Annotated in this window: 16 protein-coding genes; all 16 read left to right on the forward strand. The window is 35.1% G+C overall.

Going from position 1 to position 20488, the window contains the following annotated elements:
- Nucleotides 1-10: 10 nt before the first annotated feature.
- Nucleotides 11-2311, forward strand: coding sequence for a TonB-dependent receptor plug domain-containing protein (locus LF886_RS08990; RefSeq protein WP_236853785.1), 2301 nt, complete (start codon nucleotides 11-13; stop codon nucleotides 2309-2311).
- 67 nt (nucleotides 2312-2378) lie between these two features.
- A complete protein-coding gene (locus LF886_RS08995) occupies nucleotides 2379-2810 on the forward strand; it encodes a hypothetical protein (protein WP_236853786.1) in 432 nt (143 codons plus the stop codon).
- 53 nt (nucleotides 2811-2863) lie between these two features.
- Nucleotides 2864-5146, forward strand: a complete 2283-nt coding sequence (locus LF886_RS09000) for a hypothetical protein (RefSeq protein ID WP_236853787.1) — start codon at nucleotides 2864-2866, stop codon at nucleotides 5144-5146.
- A 3-nt stretch (nucleotides 5147-5149) separates the two neighbouring features.
- Nucleotides 5150-9667, forward strand: coding sequence for a TonB-dependent receptor plug domain-containing protein (locus LF886_RS09005; RefSeq protein WP_236853788.1), 4518 nt, complete (start codon nucleotides 5150-5152; stop codon nucleotides 9665-9667).
- A 132-nt stretch (nucleotides 9668-9799) separates the two neighbouring features.
- Entirely contained in the window at nucleotides 9800-10303 is a 504-nt protein-coding gene (locus tag LF886_RS09010) for a GbsR/MarR family transcriptional regulator (RefSeq protein WP_103232512.1), read from the forward strand.
- 11 nt (nucleotides 10304-10314) lie between these two features.
- Nucleotides 10315-11010: a hypothetical protein gene (locus tag LF886_RS09015; RefSeq protein WP_236853789.1), complete on the forward strand. Its 696-nt coding sequence runs from the start codon at nucleotides 10315-10317 to the stop codon at nucleotides 11008-11010.
- 79 nt (nucleotides 11011-11089) lie between these two features.
- Nucleotides 11090-12034 (forward strand): hypothetical protein, encoded by a 945-nt coding sequence (locus LF886_RS09020; RefSeq protein ID WP_236853790.1) that lies wholly within the window; start codon nucleotides 11090-11092, stop codon nucleotides 12032-12034.
- Nucleotides 12027-12689, forward strand: coding sequence for a class I SAM-dependent methyltransferase (locus LF886_RS09025; RefSeq protein WP_236853791.1), 663 nt, complete (start codon nucleotides 12027-12029; stop codon nucleotides 12687-12689). The genes LF886_RS09020 and LF886_RS09025 overlap by 8 nt, the downstream gene beginning before the upstream one ends.
- Nucleotides 12690-12821: 132 nt before the next feature.
- On the forward strand, nucleotides 12822-13202 hold the full coding sequence (locus LF886_RS09030) for a hypothetical protein (RefSeq protein WP_236853792.1): 381 nt from the start codon (nucleotides 12822-12824) through the stop codon (nucleotides 13200-13202).
- A gap of 3 nt (nucleotides 13203-13205) precedes the next feature.
- Nucleotides 13206-13988 carry a fatty acid desaturase family protein gene (locus LF886_RS09035; protein WP_236853793.1) on the forward strand — a complete coding sequence of 261 codons (783 nt, stop codon included), beginning with the start codon at nucleotides 13206-13208 and terminating at the stop codon, nucleotides 13986-13988.
- A 2-nt stretch (nucleotides 13989-13990) separates the two neighbouring features.
- Nucleotides 13991-14128, forward strand: coding sequence for a hypothetical protein (locus LF886_RS24010; protein WP_317207655.1), 138 nt, complete (start codon nucleotides 13991-13993; stop codon nucleotides 14126-14128).
- Nucleotides 14125-14466 (forward strand): SRPBCC family protein, encoded by a 342-nt coding sequence (locus tag LF886_RS09040; RefSeq protein ID WP_317207656.1) that lies wholly within the window; start codon nucleotides 14125-14127, stop codon nucleotides 14464-14466. The genes LF886_RS24010 and LF886_RS09040 overlap by 4 nt, the downstream gene beginning before the upstream one ends.
- A gap of 17 nt (nucleotides 14467-14483) precedes the next feature.
- Complete coding sequence (locus LF886_RS09045) at nucleotides 14484-15050, forward strand: DUF2071 domain-containing protein (protein ID WP_317207657.1); 567 nt, start codon at nucleotides 14484-14486, stop codon at nucleotides 15048-15050.
- A gap of 227 nt (nucleotides 15051-15277) precedes the next feature.
- Nucleotides 15278-16177 carry a TIGR01777 family oxidoreductase gene (locus LF886_RS09050; protein ID WP_236853794.1) on the forward strand — a complete coding sequence of 300 codons (900 nt, stop codon included), beginning with the start codon at nucleotides 15278-15280 and terminating at the stop codon, nucleotides 16175-16177.
- A gap of 50 nt (nucleotides 16178-16227) precedes the next feature.
- The gene (locus LF886_RS09055) at nucleotides 16228-17670 is read left to right on the forward strand and encodes an alpha-L-fucosidase (RefSeq protein ID WP_236853795.1); all 1443 of its coding nucleotides are present in this window, start codon (nucleotides 16228-16230) and stop codon (nucleotides 17668-17670) included.
- A 141-nt stretch (nucleotides 17671-17811) separates the two neighbouring features.
- Nucleotides 17812-20436: a glycoside hydrolase family 3 N-terminal domain-containing protein gene (locus LF886_RS09060; RefSeq protein WP_236853796.1), complete on the forward strand. Its 2625-nt coding sequence runs from the start codon at nucleotides 17812-17814 to the stop codon at nucleotides 20434-20436.
- Nucleotides 20437-20488 lie beyond the last annotated feature (52 nt).

The raw sequence follows: 20488 nt of genomic DNA on the forward strand, positions 1-20488 counted from the left end.
TTTTACAACAATGGAAAATAATCATATAGATCAACAATTCAATGAAGCCTCTAAGCTTTTAGAAGAACCAACAGTTTTTCCTGGTTTTGAAAAAGTATGGGGAAAAATTGAAGAAAAATTAGATAAAAAAGAAGAGAAAAAGAGAATGATTCCTCTTTGGCTGCCTTATGGGATTGCGGCAAGTCTTATCATCGGCATGGGTGCTTTTTATTTTATGAATAAAAAAGAGACCGCAGAACCATTAAAACCTTTTATAGCAGAGAATAGAACTTCAAGAGGTCCAATTACTAAAATAGACATTGCAAAAATAGACAGTACGGTAAAGAATAACATCAGAAAAGAAGAACTGCCTTTACCTCCTCCTATTGCTTATCAGCCTTCGCCAATTGTTGGGCTAGATCCATATACACTTCCCACTTGTGGTATACCTATACCATCAGTAGAAGCTCCTGATAAAATCGCATCAGCTTTACCATCTATATATGATGATACTTTAAAAACAAAAAGTATTGAAGAGGTGGTAATGGTGGGATATTCAAAAACAGTCCATAGAAAGGTAACATCAGCCTCTTCAACTGTGATGATTGCTTCTACTGATAAAGCTTCTGTAGCAATACCTTCTTTGGCAGGAAGTGTGGCAGGAGTAGAAGTAACGTCTGGAGCTAAACGTCCTGGTGAGATATTGATTAGAGGAGCTAAGAGTATAGACGGTCGTTCCACGAGCCCTTTATATGTTGTTGACGGAGTTATAATAGGTCAGAAATCTGAATTTTTAAATACCCTTGATCCTAAAAATATCAAAGAAATAAAAGTCATAAAAGATGCTGAAGCTACCACTTTGTATGGAAGTAAGGCAAAGAATGGAGTAGTAGTAATCAAAACAAAAGGATTATCCAAAGCAGAATTAGAAAAGCTGAAGGAAGTTTCTTCAGAAAGTGAAACAGAATTACTAAAAGAACCCGAAGAGCCTGAAAAAGTACTTCCTAAAGCAGGCCAGCTGACAGCAGGAGAAGTAAATGATTTCTCTAAATGGGATTACTGGAAGGATATTGCAGTTCCTACTCTCGATCAGTATAAGAATACATGGAAATTTTTTCCTGATAAAAGGGTTTCTGTTCAGCTTGTCAACGGAGATAAAAGACCCGTTGTAGGTGAAAAAATAAAGCTGTTGGATGATAAGAAAAATGTTATTTGGGAAGCCGTTTCAGATAATCTAGGTAATATAGAATTATGGATTTCACCGATGACTGATGAAAGTTCAGATTCAGAGAAATATTATTTGGCTGATCGTTCCGGCCAAGTGATCAGCAGTAATATCAAAACGTTTAAAAATGGACGAAATCTGATTATTCTGGATAAACCCTGCCTGAAAGAGAGAATATTGGATATTGCTTTTGTAGTGGATGCAACAGGTTCTATGGGTGACGAGATTTCTTATCTTCAGTCTGAACTTTTGGATGTGCTTAAAAAGATTGAAGGACAGCTAAAGAATACCACAGTAAGATACGGCTCTGTTTTCTACAGAGATAAAGGAGATGAATATGTAACCCGGAAATTTGATTTTTCAGATAAGGCGGAAGATCTGGTAGGTTTTATCAAAAAACAGAAAGCTGCAGGAGGAGGAGATACACCGGAAGCATTTGTGGAAGCGTTGAATGTTTCTGTGGATGAGTTGAAATGGAGTAATGAAAACTCAACTAAAATCATGTTTTTAATTCTGGATGCACCACCACATCACTCAGAACAGAATATAAAAGAACTTTACAGTAAAATAAAATCTGCAGCAAAGAAAGGAATTACCATCATTCCATTGGCTGCCAGCGATACTGATAAACAAACAGAATATCTGATGAGGACCTTTGCTTTGCTCACAAACGGAACCTACACATTCCTGACAAATGACAGCGGGATAGGAAATAATCATATTAAACCTACCATAGATTCTTATGAGGTAGAAAAACTGAATGATTTATTATTACGATTGATTCTTCAAAGAGCAATTTTACCGGAATGCAGTACAGGAATTTCCAATGAGAATATCAATAAAAAGATGGAGACCGAAATAAACAGCCAGACTGATACTAAGACTGTAGTATTTCCCAATCCGACAAAAGGTCTGCTGCAGATAAAAACAGGAAAAATGATTGATGAGCTGTTTCTTTATGATCTTGCAGGAAAAATTATCATGAGAAAAGAAAATCTGCCGGATGGTAAGAACACAATTGATTTAACATTATACCCACAAGGAGTTTATCTTATACGTATTCATACTCATGGAGTATGGGAGACATTTAAGGTAATTAAAAATTAAATTTAATTGAAAAAAGAAATTTCCCCGGAAATTTCTTTTTTCATATTTTTAAGCATACTAATAACTGATGAAAAAAAATTACCTGCTGCTATTGCCATTCACGATTACCCTATTACAGGCACAAAACTCAAAATTATATTATTCAGGAAAATTTTTAACTCCAAAAAATAAAGCACAGAACTTCCTGAAAATCTATAATAAAAACAATGGCATTTATGAACTGACTGATGAAGAGGGATTTGCCATCATTGCAGTAAAACCTTACGATACTCTTGTTTGGAATCAGGGCAAAAGTACTCATGTTATTTCCTCTTATGAAGTGAGAGAATTAAAAGCTATTCTCGAAGGTCAGACGGAGAAAAAATACGTAAAAAATATTTACAGTAAAACGTATGACAGTCTCATTTCAAAAGAGACTAAAGATGATTTCAGCATTGAAGAAGCGAAAACATTTTTAAGTAAAAAATCCGGCAGAAATTTTTACAAAATAAAAAAATAAAACAGAAGAATGACAGTATTTACCGCTTAAAAAGTATCAATCAGCAAACATTGGTGCTGAATGGAAGCTTTACCACATCTTTTGATATTAAAAGCAGAAATGCAATTCCTGGGACTCAAAATAAATATGTACAGGGAAGATCTGAAAACGGAAACCTTGCCTGGAAAGGACCTGAGACAAATGAAATGTTCAGTTTTGGACCGGATATTTCCACATTAGGATTCAATGGACTAGCCTATGAATATGATCAGAACGGAAGATTGATTCCCTGGGTGAATGGGCTTTCGCGCGCACAACAATATAATAACAACCTTTTTAAAACAACAGTAGGATACAATAACCAACTGAATGTAAATGCTTTTATAAAAGACGGCAATAACGAAAAAATCCGCCTCTCATTAAACTTAGGTCAGCAAAAGAACCAGATGTATTTCATAGATCAGTTTGATATTGCCAATACATTAAAAGCAAAACTGAATACAAATTTTGGTGGATATACAGTGAATCTTGCTTTTAATTATGAAGAAGATAAAGCAACCAATACCAATAGAATAGGGCTGTTCAACAGAGTGTATCAGAATTCACTGTTGACGCCGGTTTCTTTTTCAAATGAGCAAGGTGTACTATTGAATAACGGCTCACAACGATCTTATAGCAAATACGCAGATAACCCTTCATTCCTTTTTGTACAGGATAATAAATACCGTTTCAAGAACCGTCAAAAACAGTTGAGTCTTAACGCTGCTAAAGCCTGGGGAGATTTTAGACTCAATCTTAGTCAGTCTTATGAAAACAATAACATCTGGAACTGGGACCAGTATAAAGCTTCTACGTATGGTTTCAGCAACGGATTACTTAATGAAAGGACTCAAAATAATAATTTGTATCATTCTAATGTGTTGGGGACCTATACGTTGGGAGATTATGACTTTAGAAATACATTCAGTCTGAACTTTATTTTAAACGATAGAAAATCAGATATTTATAATAGTGTAACCCATCAGAAATCTCTCTATCAGAGAACTTCACAGGATCATATTTTTAATTATAACATGGATATCCGTGATTCTGATTTTGAAGCAGGTTTTAATGTTGGAAATTCATTTTATATATCGAATACCTCCCTTAAAAATAACTACTGGCTTCCCAAAGCTAATTTATATTTAAAGTTTAATGACATTTTCAATTGGAATAATGACAGCTTTAAACTGTTGGGAAGCTACACACAATTAAGCTCGGAACCGGAAATTACAAGATCTTACGCTTCCTATGCAACAACTTTGCTGACTGCAGAAAACTATAATCAATATTTTCCTGTGCAGGAAGTTGAAACCTTCAGAAGTTTATCCAATATCAATACCAGAGAATGGAAAGTAGGTGCCAGGTTGAACTTTGGCTATAATATAAGTCTTGAAGGAGAGTATTTCAGCAAAAAAACGACGGACGATATCTTTCCTGTTTTTGAAAACAGTCAGTTGAAACTGAAAAATATTGCAGACCATACCTACAGCGGATATGAATTCAATTTTACCTATGACCGCCTGCGTATGGGATATGACTTTTACAGCATTCACAAAATATCCTTTTTCAAATATAAAGACATTGTAGACCGGATAGCTCCCGGATATCAGAATCTGGCCATTTCGGGATTTAAAGACATTTATAAAACATTGATGGAAGGCCAGGTTTTGGGCGCTGTGATGGGAAGCTATTTTGAAAGAAATGCTGCCGGGCAATTGATTATTGATGAACATGGTTTCCCCAAAAAGGCCGACGGAATGAAAATTATTGCAGATCCTACACCGGATTTTGTGATGAAATTCAATCACAATTTTGTTTATAAAAACTTTTCTTTAGACATCAATTGGGAATGGAAAAAAGGCGGACAGCTCTGGAACGGAACTCAGGCTGTTCTCGATTATTACGGACGTTCTTTCGATTCGGGTGAAGAAAGAAATATCAAAAATTATGTTTTCCAGGGGGTGCAGGCCAATGGAACTGTCAACCAGATTCCTGTAGATTTCTATGATCCCAGCCGTAATGTTCAGGAAAACCGATGGACGAGATATGGCTATCTGGGAGTGGCGGAAAACTATGTTCAAAAGGCAGATTATATAAGAATCAGCAATATTTCACTTTCTTCCAGTTTTCCGATCAACTATGGAAAACAGAATCTTAAACTTACTTTTTATGTGAATAATCTGATGCTTTGGCAGGCCGGCAAAGGAGTAGATCCTAATCAGAATTTTTATGATATGGATAACGGAAGAGGACTGGATTTTTTCAACCTTCCTTCTTTTAAAACATTTGGCTGTATTGTTTCACTCAAATTTTAACACATGAATTTCAAACTTATATCATCCTATATAACCTTGCTGAGCTTATTGTTTTCAACGGTTTTCTTCAAAGCCCAGCAGCCTTTTCAGGACTTTGAAAAAGAAAAAACCTATATACAGACTAATCACGTTTTTTATAAACCTGGTGAAGGAATGTATTTTAAAATGTATGTAGTAAAAGGAAGCAGTAATCTTCCGGCAGAAGACAGCAGAATCGTTAATTTCGAAATAATAGATCCGGCAGGAAGTGTTTTGAAAAAATTTAAATATGAAATTATCAATGGATATGCACAAGGCTATTTCCACTTTGATGAAGACATGAAAGGCGGGATTTATAAAATCAGGGCTTTTACCAATTGGATGCAGAATGAAGAAGGTAAAAATACCTTTGAAAAAGAAATTACCCTGCAAAAAATTGTTTCCCCAAGGATTTTAATGAAGCTTGATTTTCCTAAAAAAGGATATGGACCGGGAGATGAGGTCACAGCCGATTTTTCAATGAGAAGCCTGAGCAACCTTCCGATTCCTTTTTATGAAGCGGATTATACAGTAATGCACGATGGAGAAACCATTTCAGAAGGGAAATTGATTACGGATAAAGAAGGTAAAAAGCAACTGATTTTTAAGCTTCCTGAAGTTTTGAAATCCTCTGACGCCCTTTTAAACATTAAAGTAAATTTTGACGGATTTACAGAATCTATTTCCAGAAATATCCCAATTGTCCTGAATAACCTGGATGTGAAATTCTTACCCGAGGGAGGAACTTTTATTAATGGAATAGAGCAAAATATAGCTTTTAAAATTCTTGATGAGTTTGAAAAACCTGTAGATGCTGTTTTGGCAGTTTACAATCAAAATCATGAAAAAGTAAAAGAAATTTCTGCCTACAATTTTGGGATGGGAAGCTTCCGTTTTACCCCTAAAAAAGGAGAAACCTACTATGCAAAAGTTGTAAAGCCGGAAAATATAACCCAGATTTTTAATTTACCAGTGGCAAAAAATGAAGGGTTGGTTTTAAATGTTAAAAATGAAAACAAAAAACTGAACGTTACCATCACCTCAACTCAGGAGAAAACCATTACGCTGAAAGGGACTTTCCGTGGAAAAGAGGTGTACAGCAAAGATTTTTCGTTAAAAATCGGGGGCAATTCATTGGAAATTGATGAGAAAGATTTTCCTGTGGGAATCTGCAGATTTACAGCGCTGGAAAACAATATTCCTCTTGCAGAACGTATTGTATTCACCAATAAAGTGGATCAAATGAATATAAAGGTTAAGCCCATAAAAAAACATTATCTGCCCAGAGAAAAAGTAATTCTGGATATTGAAACAACTGATGAAAACAACAAACCCATTTCTGCTAATCTCGGATTGAGTGTGGTGGATGATAAACTATGGACGTATGCTGATGACAAGCAGAATAACATCATCTCCTGGCTTCTGATGGACTCCGAATTGAAAGGGAAAATTGAAAAACCTCAGTTTTATTTCGATAAAAAAGAAGAAAAAGCAGATAAAAGCTTAGACCTTGTTATGCTCACGAATGGCTACCGATACTTTGAGCTTATCCCGGAAGTTATCAAAACACATAAATACAAATACCTTCCCGAAAAGAAAAACACAATCTACGGAGTGGTAGAAGATGAGAACAAAAAACCAGTAAAAGCAGATGTTTTCCTTCTAGATGCCGATGACAAAAAGATTCTTAAGCAGGCTGTGGCGGAAAATGGCAGATTTTATTTTTCAGATTTAGATGCAGATCATTCCTATAAGATCATTGCAAAATCTTTCCAGCCTAAACATAAAGTGGAAATCAGGATTTTATCCTACAATCTTGATATTAATCCTTTGGCGAAGCAGAAATTTAGCAACATAGATGTAGAGGAAATTATAAAAGAAGCTGAAAAGAAAGAAGAAATAAAGACTGAAAACAGAAACAATCTGGAACGGTTGAGTAAACTAGGCCATTCAAAAACGGATACCATTCGAAGTCAAAGGGTCGAAGAAGTTGTTGTTTTAGGGTATAATATGAATAAATCTATGAAAACGGTTGCTTCTACAACGATAATCCAATCAATGGAAATTCAAAACCCAAATGTAACTTCATTACTAAGCGGAAAAGTTGCCGGACTTATAATAACACCTACCGGACAGCCTGGAACAGGTGCACAGATAAGAATAAGGGGAGAAGCCTCCATGACCAATAAAAATCCATTATTTATTGTTGATGGAGTTCCTGTAGAAAACTTTAATACCACCATAAATCCCAATGATGTCAGCAGTATTACCGTTCTGAAAGACGCTGCTGCCACAGCAATTTATGGAAGTAGAGCTGCAAATGGAGTCGTGATTATTAATTCGTTGAGAAGCAACAGCTCAAAAATCGAGTTTGATATCACTCCAGCAACTTATATTGCTGTAGAAGCAGTCCCATATAGGAAACTTACCTCATACGCCACATCGAGAGAATTTGCCTATCCCGAATATAAAACAACAAACACCTCCTACCGATTTGATTACAGGGAAACCCTTTACTGGAATCCGGTGGTAGAAACTGATAAAAATGGGAAAGCAAAAGTGGAGTTTTATAATTCAGATGCCAGTTCTGCTTTTAGGATTATGACAGAAGGTATTTCTTCATCAGGACTTTTAGGAATAGATGAAACGACCTATGCAGCACAGAGTCTTATTTCAATGGATGCTAAAATTCCACAGTATCTCACCAGAACGGATCAAATGACTATTCCTGTGGTGATTAAAAACAACTCTCCGGAAATTCGCAAAATGACCATGGATGTGATTGTTCCCAACGATGTAAAGCTGGTAAAGGCTGATAGTCTGATTACCCTCAAACCATTAGAGTCAGGAAGGTTATTTGTTACCATACAAACGGATGAGGTGGTGAATTCTGATATCCAGTTTACAGTAAGATCAGGAGATTTCAGAGAAACCATGATTCTTCCGTTTAAAGTAGAAGAGAAAGGATTTCCACATCACTATTCTATCATTAATAATAAAACAGAAGAGATAAAAGTCAATATTCCGGAATACATCAACGGAAGTCTGCTTTCCTACTATTATGTATTTGAAAATACTGCTTTGCAGATGTTTGAGGATATTGAAAGTCTGAAGAAAGAACCTCATGGATGTTTTGAGCAGCTTTCCTCAACGGTATACCCTAATCTTTTTATTCTGGATTACTTAAAGTCAAGTAAAAAAATCGACACTGCGACAGAGAATCTGGTCATTAAGAACCTGAAGAAAGGATTCCAGAAAATGTTAAGTTATAAAAATAAAGATGGAGGATTCGGGTATTTCAATGATGCTGAATCTGACTTAGCACTTTCTGCATTTGCTCTATTGGAATTTACAGATTTAAAAAAATACGTGCATCCGGATGCTAAATTGATGCAGGGAATTTCTTCATTTATTTTATCCAAAAAGAATGCAAACAGCTTATTTGAAGTAAGAAGATGGTATGAATCAAAAGATACTTTTTCTGAACATTTATGGTCAAAAAATATGTACATTATCTATGCTTTGTCCAAATTGGGCTTTAAAAGTGAAATAGAAGATTCTTTTAAAGTAACAATGAAAAGAGCTTTGGCTACAAAAGATACTTATCAGCTGGCTTTGCTTGCCAATGCGGCCGCTAACCTCGGAAAGCAAAAAGAATATGATGATCTGATGAAGATTCTGGACCAGCAGTATGAAGCAAAGAATGCAAAATCCAAAATTACATTTACAGGATCTTGGGGACGTTCTGCTGAAGCAGAAACCCTTTCATTGTACATGATGGCGCTTCAGAAAGATGAAAAACTCAATGTATTGAAAATTGCCGAAGCAGCAGATCAGCTGATCAATTTCAATGGATATTATGGGTTCGGTTCTACTCAGGCAACAACGCTGGCAATACAAACCCTTTCTGAGTTTTTCTCTAAAAATGAAAAATTATACGGAACTGAAAAACCGGTCATCACGATCAATAAAGCTCAGACCCGGCCTATTATAAGTCTTTCATCAGCTTATAAAACAGGAGAAAATAGTATTCATATTCATTATCCAACTCAAAATGGATTACCTTATAAGCTGGAATATCAATACCATACACTTCAGGCACCGGAAAGTATAGATATTCCTCTTACAATGGAAACAAAACTGAAATCCGGAATATCAAAAGTAGGAGAGACCAGTAGAATGACGATTACCATTAAAAACAAAATAAATGGACAGCTTCCCATGACAATTGCAAAAATTGGAATTCCTGCAGGATTGACTCTTCAAAATGCTTTATTGAAAGATATGGTTGATAAAAAACAGGTTTCTTATTATGAAATCTTTGACAACTATCTGGTTTTATACTGGGAACATTTTGATTCGCAGGAAACAAAAACAATCAATCTGGATCTCAAAGTAGAATTTGCAGGAACTTATACAGGAAAATCAAGCAACGTATATCTATACTATATGCCGGAAGCAAAGTACTGGAATCAAGGAATAACAACCAATATAGAACCTTAAATTTTAATTTTTTATAAAGCTAGACAGGCATTCTTGGGGATGTCTGTTTTATTTTAAAATTAATTTTCAAAAATTATTGAAAATTCAAAAAATATAATTACATTTGCTATAGAAATCTAAAAGAAATAGAAAATGCAACTTTCAGAAGCAAAAGAAAAATACATTCAGACCTGGGGAACCTTTGCTACCAATTGGGGAATCAACCGTACGATGGCACAGGTACATGCACTGCTTTTGGCAACCGGCAGACCACTTTCTACAGATGAGGTAATGGAGCAGTTGGAGATTTCAAGAGGGAATGCCAATATGAATCTTCGTGCTCTGATAGACTGGGGGATCGTGAAAAAAGAATTTGTAAAAGGCGACCGTAAAGAATATTTCGTAGCAGAAAAAGACGTATGGTATCTTTTCAAGCAAATTACCAAAGAACGCAGAAAAAGAGAAATAGAACCAGTAATTTCTTTCCTGGAAGAACTGAAGAATATTGAAGATAAAGATTCAGAAGAAGCTCAGGAATTTATAAAGCTGATGAATGATTTCAGTTCTGTAACCGGAAAAATCAACAATATTATGGATCTGGCGATCAAAAGTGATGATCACTGGCTGGTAGGAAAGATTACTAATTTGTTGAAATAAATTTCCTAGAAATGAAAAATCTTCTCTTATTAGGTCTTTTAAGCCTGACAATGAGCTGTCAGAAAAATGTGAATGCAAATTTTGACATTCATATAGAAAATTCAGATCAGTATGATAATAAGCGTCATGATTTGTATAAAATTGAAATCTATAAGGACGATAAAATATTCAAAATTTTAGAACCTGAAAAGTTTGTCCCTTTCTTAGATGCCAATATAAAGTTGGATAGTTTAAAAGAAGGAAAATATTCATTTGTTTATGAAAGTATTTTTGGAGAAGAAATAAAGAAAGAGATAAAAGTAGATGATTCCAAAACATACAGAATAAGTATCAACCCTGATCTTTTAATAAAGAAAAATAAAAAATCAATTTTTGAAAATCTAAAAGACTCGGAAGCAAAATTGGTATTTCAATCTATAGGATGTTTTCATCAGGATAAAGATTCAATTGTCATCATTAACAAAGGAAAAAATTACTTTCTCCGTCAAAAAAACGGGATCTTGAAACCTATAGATAAAGCAGTATGGGCGTATTTTGTAAAAACGGAAAATAGAATAAGGGAAATTCCTAAAGATGGTGGCTGTACCACAAGAGATAAGTATATTTTCTATCATAAAGGGAAATCAGATACCATTTATGACGGTACATGTGAATTTTCCACCTGGTATACGCTGAAGGATTATCTGAAAAAGAATAAACTACAATAAAAAATAAATCTGGATGAAAATCCTTTTTTATTTCGATTTAACTTTCAAAAATTACTGAAAATATAAAACTTATAATATCATGAAGAATTTTTTTAAACAATACCTCTATTTAAGTCTCTTTCTGACTGTTGTTTTAATTGTTGCAGTATGGTTTTTTCTGGTTTCCAAAGGTGAGTATGGACTCACAATGTTCTTTACCATTCCGGTTTCTATTGGATTTATCATCGGATATGTAAAGTATTTTAAAAAAATTGGATTGATGAATGTTCTGAAGACCATCTTCAAAATAGTATTAGGATTAGTCATTTTCTCTGTGATCTTGATAGCAGCCGGAACAGAAGGAGCTATTTGCATTATTATGGCTATCCCATTTATTGGCTTTGCTATGTTTGTAGGTTTTACAATTGGTTTTATTATTGGGGTTCTTGATGAAAAAAGACATACGGGAAGTGTTATGGTATTTATCCTTTTTATCAATCCGGCATCGTATATTTTTGATACCTATACAAAACCTATTGAGGAGACTATCACTACAGAAATGATTGTGAATTCTTCCAGCGACAAAGTATGGAAACTTTTAAATACACAAATCAATTTCAATGCACCTGATTTCATCCTGTTTGAAAAAGGAGTCAGCTATCCAAAGAATATAAAACTAGTAGATAAAAACGGAAAATTAGGGTATATCTGCCAGACCAATAATGATGAACTACAACTTAATATCTACGAGTTTATAGAAAATAAAAAAGTAAAATTCTCTCTTGAAAATCAAACTGTTCCAATGAAAGAGATAACACCGTATGAAGAAATTGATGCCAAGCATTTACATGATTATTTTATCGTGAAGTATGGTGAAATTACTTTAGACAAACTGTCAGAAAATAAAACAAAAATAATAGCAAAAACAAAATACAGCTACAAAATAGCACCTACCTGTTACTGGAAGAAATGGTCCGGATATATCATCGATAAAATGCAAAGCCATGTATTACAATCTATAAAAACACAATCTGAAAATGAATGATCTGCAGCAATATTTTGACCGTATACAACCCAGATACTATATCAATGAAATTGCATCTTTAGGCTTTACCAGGCTGTTCAGAAAAATGGCGGTCCAAAAGGTGAAAAGTTACGGAGATAAAAGAGTTCTTGATCTGATGAGCGGGCAGGGTGAAAACTTAAAATTCCTTCAGCTGCATAACGAAAATACAGAAATTGTCACTCTGGATTTTTCTTCAGCAATGAATCTGAAACTGTCTTCAACATTTAAAAAGAAACTGTTTGTAAAACAAATTCAGGATGATTTTTTTGCAAGTCATATTCCGGACCGTTCTATGGATATTATATTGTGTTCTTACGGTACAAAGACGATAGAGGAAGATAAGAAACAGATTTTTGCAGATAAACTATCAAAGATTATTGACGAAAAAGGAGAAATAATCATTGTAGAATTTGTAAAACCCAAAACAGCATGGAGACTCACTTGTGTAAAATGGTATATTGAAATTCTGGTTTCAAAACTTTTTGGAAGCGAATTTGGAAAACTCTTTCATTATATCAAAAAAAATGAGAGTCTAGAAGATTTGAAAATACAGTTTATAAAGAACAGGCTGTCTATCATTTCACACAAAAGATACCTGGATCTGGTAGAAATTCTTCACGTAAAAAGAGACTAGTCTTTTATTTGAAACTATATTTCAAAAATTACTGAAAATTTTAAATTAATAATAATTATGAAAAATTTAATCATTCATTTATTCCTGATTATTTATTTCAGAGGAAAAGGATCACTTTAAGCTATACCTACCATGAAGACATTTACAAAATATGATTATTATATTCAGTTGTTCTTTATAATAATTGGTCCTCAGGCTTTTATAATAGGTGGTTTGTCTGGATTCATTCTGTTTTATTTTATAGTAGGAATCCCACAATTGATAAGCTTCCTGATCAAATTATTTCTTGGAACAAAAAAGTCGGTGTCCTATATCATGTATGGAATTGTAATAGTGCCGGTTTGGATTATTGTAATGATTTTGTTTACAGAGAAAAATCTCAATGATTTTTTTGGATATGCTTTAATGGCAGCTCTTTTATATAGTCCCGTTATGGCAGTGGTATATGTTTATGATTGTTACAACACATATGAACCTTACAAACATCATCCTGACAACCATTTAAAAAATTAAGATATGAATCATCTTGAAATTATCAGAACCATAAAGTGGAAAGACCTAAAAAAACTCTCTCCAAAGGAAATACTGATTGAAAATAACATCAGTCTGCCATGGCTTTTTATTTCCCTGTTTTTAGCATATAAAGGATACTATGGATTAGCATTGCCGTTCTCAGGTTTTTATTTCCTCGCTGCATTGAGACAGGTGCATAATGGCTTTCACAATTCATTGGGAACCGGAAAAAGGTTGACATGGTTGTCTTTATATCTTAACAGCCTTACCATGATGGCCTCTATTCACGCTGTAAAATTCAATCACCTGAGACATCATAAATTTTGCCTTTCAGAAGAAGATTACGAAGGTAAATCAGCCTCTATGAAATGGTATCAAGCCATTCTATATGGACCCAAACATATGTTTCTGATTCATTGGATCACTTTTAAAAAAGCCAATAAAACCTATCGGAAGAATATGATGTTAGAGCTCGCCTCTATAGCCATTCTTATAGCAGTAGTGTTTTATTTTCAAATTTATTTCCTGATGTATCACGTCCTCATAATGATTTTTGGTGAATTTCTGATGGCATTTTTTGCAGTGTGGACTGTTCATCACGATACCCACGAGCATCCTGATATCGCCAGAACACAGCGTGGATTCTGGAAGAATAAATTTAGTTTCAGCATGTTTTATCATATGGAGCACCATCTTTTTCCTGCGGTGCCTACCATAAAACTTCCAGAGCTTGCAGAAAGAATAGACAAAAAGCTGCCAGAATTAAACAAAAAACAAACCTTTTAAAAATGTCAAGAATCTATTTAAACACCGTAATCAATGCAGATATTCACTATGTCTTCGACCTGGCAAGGAATATCGATCTTCATCAGCAGTCAACTTCAAAAACTGATGAAAAGCCATTGCAGGACGTACATCAGGATTGATTGAAGAAAATGAAACGGTCACCTGGAGAGCAAAACATCTGGGAATCTATCAGACCCTGACCACAAAAATTGTCAATATGGAAAAACCTGTTCAATTTATCGATGTAATGCAGGAAGGAGCTTTCAAATCTATGCGTCACCGCCATATTTTTAAATCCGTGAATGGGAAAACGCTGATGACAGATATTTTTGAATTTGAATCTCCACTGGGTGTCATAGGAAGACTATTTAATGCCATTTTTCTCACCGGATATCTCAAAAATTTTCTACTGGAAAGAAATGAGTTGATAAAGACCGTTGCAGAATCTTCTATGAAGGAAGGGGTTGCTATTTTTTAATCTAAAAACACATCATTATGAACTTTTTAAAAGCAGAATGGCGAAAATTAGCCATAATCAATTACGAGATCCACCCTGATCTATTATCAGCATATCTACCCAAAGGTACAGAACTCGATTTTTATAAGGACAAATGCTATGTAAGTCTGGTAGGATTCATGTTTTTAAATACCAAACTGTTAGGATTACCTATCCCTTTTCACCGGAATTTTGAAGAAGTGAACCTAAGATTTTATGTTAGGAAAAAAGAAAATGGAGTTTGGAAAAGAGGGGTGGTATTTATCAAAGAAATTGTTCCGAAACCTGCATTAAGCCTGGTGGCGAACTGTATATACAAAGAAAATTACCACACTATGCCGATGAAAAATCTGATTCAGGAGAAAGAAGATGAACTACTGATCCGTTATTCATGGAAAGATAAAAGCTGGTATTCTATTCAGATTATGGCAGAAAATAGAACAAGGCCAATGGAAGAAAATTCAGAGTTTGAATTCATTACAGAACATTATTTTGGCTTTACTAAAAAAGAAATACAACTTCAGAATATGAAGTATGCCACCCAAAATGGGAATTTTATACCATAAAAGACCACCAGTTAGAAATCGATTTTCAAAAGATCTATGGAAATAATTTTGAGTGCTTGAATCATCAGAAACCCATTTCTGTTATGTTGGCAGAAGGCTCAGAAATTGAAGTGAAAACGAAAAAATACATCAGCTAAAAATAAAAAAATCACAAATACAAAACTCCTACCACAAAAATCTGTGAAAATCTGTGCAATCAGTGGGTTAATTCCTTAAATTTAAAAACAATGAAAATAATCATAGCAGGAGGAACCGGATTTCTCGGCGAAAACCTTGAAAAATATTCTACAGAAAAAGGAAACGAGGTGTATATTCTTACCCGTAACCCCCAGCGTAAAAACGAAATCTATTGGGATGCTAAAACAATAGGCGAATGGAAAAACACTCTTGAAAAAGCAGATATTCTGATCAATCTTACAGGAAAATCTGTAGACTGCAGGTATCACGAGAAAAATAAACAGGAGATCTATTCTTCAAGAATTGACAGTACAAAAATTTTGCAAAAAGCAGTTGATCAGTGTTCTGGAAAACCAAAAATCTGGCTGAATGCCAGCTCTGCAACCATTTATGTTCACTCTGAAAAACATCTGAATACAGAAGAAAACGGAATTATCGGAGATGATTTTTCTATGAATATCTGCAAAAGCTGGGAGCAGGAATTTTTTAAGATCAAAAATACCGAAATAAGAAAAGTTGCCCTCCGTACTTCTATTGTTCTTGGGAATAATGGCGGCGCTTTCCCAAAATTGAAAACGGTTACAAAACTGGGGCTGGGAGGAAAGCAGGGGAGAGGAAACCAAATGGTAAGCTGGATTCATATTGATGATTTCTGCAAAGCAATAGAATGGATCATTCAAAATGAAAATATTTCAGGAACCATTAATATCACTGCTCCAGAACCGGTTTCTAATGAATCCATGATGAGAAAATTGAGAAAAGAACTGAAAGCACCTTTTGGACTCAATGCTGCTGTCTGGCAGTTGGAAATAGCCTCCCTATTTCTGAAAACAGAAACCGAGCTGCTCTTAAAAAGCCGGAATGTTTACCCTGAAAGACTTATAAAAAAAGGATTTAAGTTTTCATATCCCGGATTTGATGAAGCTATTCTTAATCTCTTGGAATCCTAATGTTTGCGGATATCCAAAAGGATAATTAAATTAGCGGAAAACTATTCCATATGCTGGTTATACCCAAAATAAAACCCTTTTTCCTTTCATCCCTTCTTATCAGTTCAGTGGTGTTTTCACAAGCCCACAATGTATCCGATGGATATCAGAAACCCACAGATCCACTTGTTGTGCAGAATCTGGAACAATGGCAGGATATGAAATTCGGACTCTTTATGCATTGGGGAACCTATAGCCAGTGGGGAATTGTTGAAAGCTGGAGTTTATGCCCTGAAGATGAATCGTGGACACAGAGAAAGCCTGAACATGGAAAATCTTATGACGAATATGTAAAGAATTATGAAAACCTTCAGACAACTTTCAATCCAACTCAGTTCAATCCTCAAAAATGGGCTGATGCTGTAAAAAAAGCCGGAATGAAATATGTGGTTTTTACCACCAAGCATCACGATGGTTTTGCGATGTTTGATACTCAACAATCAGATTATAAGATTACTTCTTCTAAAACCCCATTTTCAAAAAATCCAAAATCAGATGTCACGAAAGAGATTTTCAATACCTTTCGGAAAGAAGGATTTAAAATAGGAGCTTATTTCTCAAAACCGGATTGGCATTCCGATGATTATTGGTGGTCTTACTTTCCGCCGAAAGACAGAAATGTTAATTATGATCCTAAGAAATATCCGGAAAGATGGGAGAATTTTAAAAAATTCACCTTCAATCAGCTGAATGAGATCACTTCCAATTATGGTAAAGTGGATATTCTTTGGCTGGATGGGGGCTGGGTTCGTCCTTTTCACACCATAGATCCGAAAGTAGAATGGCAGCGTACCATCAAAGTAGAGCAGGATATTGATATGGACAAAATAGGAACAATGGCGAGAAAAAATCAGCCCGGGATCATCATTGTAGACCGTACCGTTCCTGGGAAATGGGAAAACTATATTACCCCGGAGCAGGCCGTTCCGGAACACGCTCTTTCTATCCCTTGGGAAAGCTGTATCACAATGGGAGATTCCTTTTCCTACGTTCCCAATGATAATTATAAAACCTCCCAAAAGATCATAGAGACTTTAGTAAAAATCATCTCAAGAGGAGGAAACTACCTGATGAATATTGCTCCGGGTCCCAATGGAGATTATGATGCCATCGTATATGAAAGATTAAAAGAAATTTCCGGTTGGATGGATAAAAATCAGTCTGCAGTTTTTGCAACCCGTACTATTGCGCCATATCACGAAGTAAACTTTTATTATACACAAAGCAAAGATGGAAAAACAGTGAATATTTTTCACTTGGATGAAAAAACAAATTATGAGTCTCCATCAACATTAAGTTTTACAATTCCTGATAATTTTAAACCAAAATCCTTGAAAGTTTTAGGGTTATCAAACAAAATTCAATGGAAAAAATCTGGGAATTCAATTGAAATTAATTTACCTAAAGAAAGAACTCAGCTAAAATATTCAACTGTAGTTCAAATAATGCAATAGTTGAATTTGTGACTCATTTTTATATGAGCGTTCCAATTCTTGAACTTTTGGTTCTTTTGCTTTAAGGTAAAAGAACAAATTTTAAACTAAATTATTCTTGAGATGTGTTTTAAACTTCGATTTAAAATTATAGGAATTTTCTTGTTGGGCTCAATATTTATTTCTGCTCAAAAACCTTTATACAAAGATTCAAAACAGCCCATTGAAACCAGAATTCAGGACCTTTTGAAGAGAATGACCCCTGAGGAAAAATTCTGGCAGTGTTTTATGATTCCCGGAGATTTGGATCATGTTTCCAAAGGCCAATATGCTCATGGGATTTTTGGATTGCAGGTAAGTGCAGGAAACCAGGGAGGTGGAGCAGCAGGACAATTACTGAAATACAATGCCAATGAAGATGCTGAAAAATTAGCAAAAAAGATCAACGCCATTCAGAAATATTTTGTCGAAGAATCAAGGTTGGGAATTCCCATTATTCCTTTTGATGAAGCTTTACATGGATTAGTTCGGGAAGGAGCAACTGCTTTTCCACAGGCAATAGGGCTTGCAGCAACTTTCAACCCTGAATTGATGAACAAAGTTTCAACAGCGATTGCAAAAGAGTCAAAATTGAGAGGAATTCGTCAAATTCTTACACCGGTAGTAAACCTTGCCAGCGATGTAAGATGGGGAAGAACAGAGGAAACCTATGGCGAAGATCCCTTTCTGACTTCCGTAATGGGAGTGAATTTTGTAAGCTCATTTGAAAATCAGGGAATTATTACTACGCCCAAACACTTTTTAGCCAACGTGGGCGAGGGAGGAAGAGATTCATACCCCATTCATTGGAGTAAAAGATATTTGGAGGAAACCCATTTGATACCATTCAATAACGCCTTTACAAAAGGGAAAAGCCGTTCCGTGATGACCTCTTATAACCTGTTGGATGGAAGGCCTGCAACTGCCAACCATTGGTTACTGACAGAAAAATTAAAAAAAGACTGGAATTTTAAAGGCTTTGTCATCAGTGATGCGAGTGCCGTAGGAGGAGCAAATGTACTCCATTTTACAGCAAAAGATTATGATGATGCTTCTGCACAAGCGATTAATGCAGGATTAGACGTGATTTTTCAGACAGAGTATAAGCATTATGAGCTCTTTATTCCTCCGTTTTTAGATGGAAGAATCTCAAAAGAAAGAATTGATGATGCTGTTTCAAGAGTATTGAGAGCCAAGTTTGAGCTAGGATTATTTGAAAATCCTTATGTTTCAGTTCAGCAGATTGAAGAATTAAAAAAGCTTAACCATAAACCTTTAGCAGAAAAAACGGCTGTAGAATCTTTTGTTTTACTCCAGAATAATAACGGTACCCTTCCTGTTCCTATAAATGTGAAAAAGATTCTGGTAGTGGGAACAGATGCTTTGGATGCAAGATTAGGCGGCTATTCCGGACCGGGAAACAAAAAAATAAATATTCTGGACGGGATTAAAAACTATACTAAAAATAAAGATATAGAAATTATTTATTCAAAAGGAATCGATTGGAATATAAAAGATTTCAACACGATTTCTAATGAATATTTATCCTCAGAAAATAAAAAAGGATTAAAAGGAAGCTATTTTTCCAATACCGATTTAAAAGGAAATCCCGCTTTCGAAAAACAGGATGAGCAGTTCAATTTCAAGTGGACTTTATATTCTCCCGATCCGGCAAAGCTCCAGCCGGATCATTACAGTATTCGCTGGACTGGGAAACTGGAAGCTCCGGATTCCGGGAACTATCAATTGGGATTGCGTGGAAATGATGGTTTTAGATTATACCTGGACGGAAAATTACTCATTGACCAATGGGAAAAACTAAGCTACTCCACAAAAACAGTACATGTAGATTTTGAAAAAGGAAAAAAATATGACATTACCATTGAATTTCATGAAAATCGTGGTGAAGCCAACCTTGAACTGATCTGGAACTATGGTCTGCATGATTACCAGAATGATTTTAAAGAAGCTTTACATCTTGCTCAAAATGCAGACTATATCGTTGTCACTGTCGGAATTCATGAAGGTGAATTTCAGGATCGTGCCTCATTGAGTTTGCCGGGAAATCAAGAATCTTTTATTCATGAAGTTTCAAAATTAAATAAGCCGACAACAGTGGTTTTAGTTGGTGGCTCAGCCATAAAAACAACATCATGGAAAGATAAAGTAGGAGCAATATTAGATATTTGGTATCCGGGAGAAGAAGGGGGAAACGCAGTAGCAAAGACTCTTTTCGGCGTTGAAAATCCTTCCGGAAAATTACCCATCACTTTTCCCACGGAGGAAGGTCAATTACCATTAACCTATAATCACCACCCAACAGGAAGAGGGAATGATTATTATGATCTGAGTGGTGAACCACTGTATCCGTTTGGGTTCGGATTAAGTTACACGACCTTTGAAATTTCCGGTTTGCAGCTGGACAAAGCGAAATATTCAGAAAATGACACTATTATTGCTAAAGTCAATGTGAAAAATACAGGCTCAAGGGCCGGAAGTGAAGTTGTTCAACTGTATGTAAAAGACTTATTGGCTACCGTTTCAAGACCCGTTATTGAACTGAAAGGGTTTCAGAAAATAGAATTACAGCCCGGAGAATCAAAGTCTGTCACTATTGAAATTCCCATAAAACAACTACAGTTTTTAAATGAAAAAATGGAATGGGCTGTAGAAAAAGGAATGTATAGAATTATGGTAGGGAATTCATCGAAGAACCTTCCTTTAAAACAAAATATTGAAGTTTTATAACAATGAAAAAGAGCAGAAATTTCTGCTCTTTTTACGTATATATTGTTGAAGA

This window comes from Chryseobacterium sp. MEBOG07 (genome assembly GCF_021869745.1).
Lineage (GTDB): Bacteria > Bacteroidota > Bacteroidia > Flavobacteriales > Weeksellaceae > Chryseobacterium > Chryseobacterium viscerum.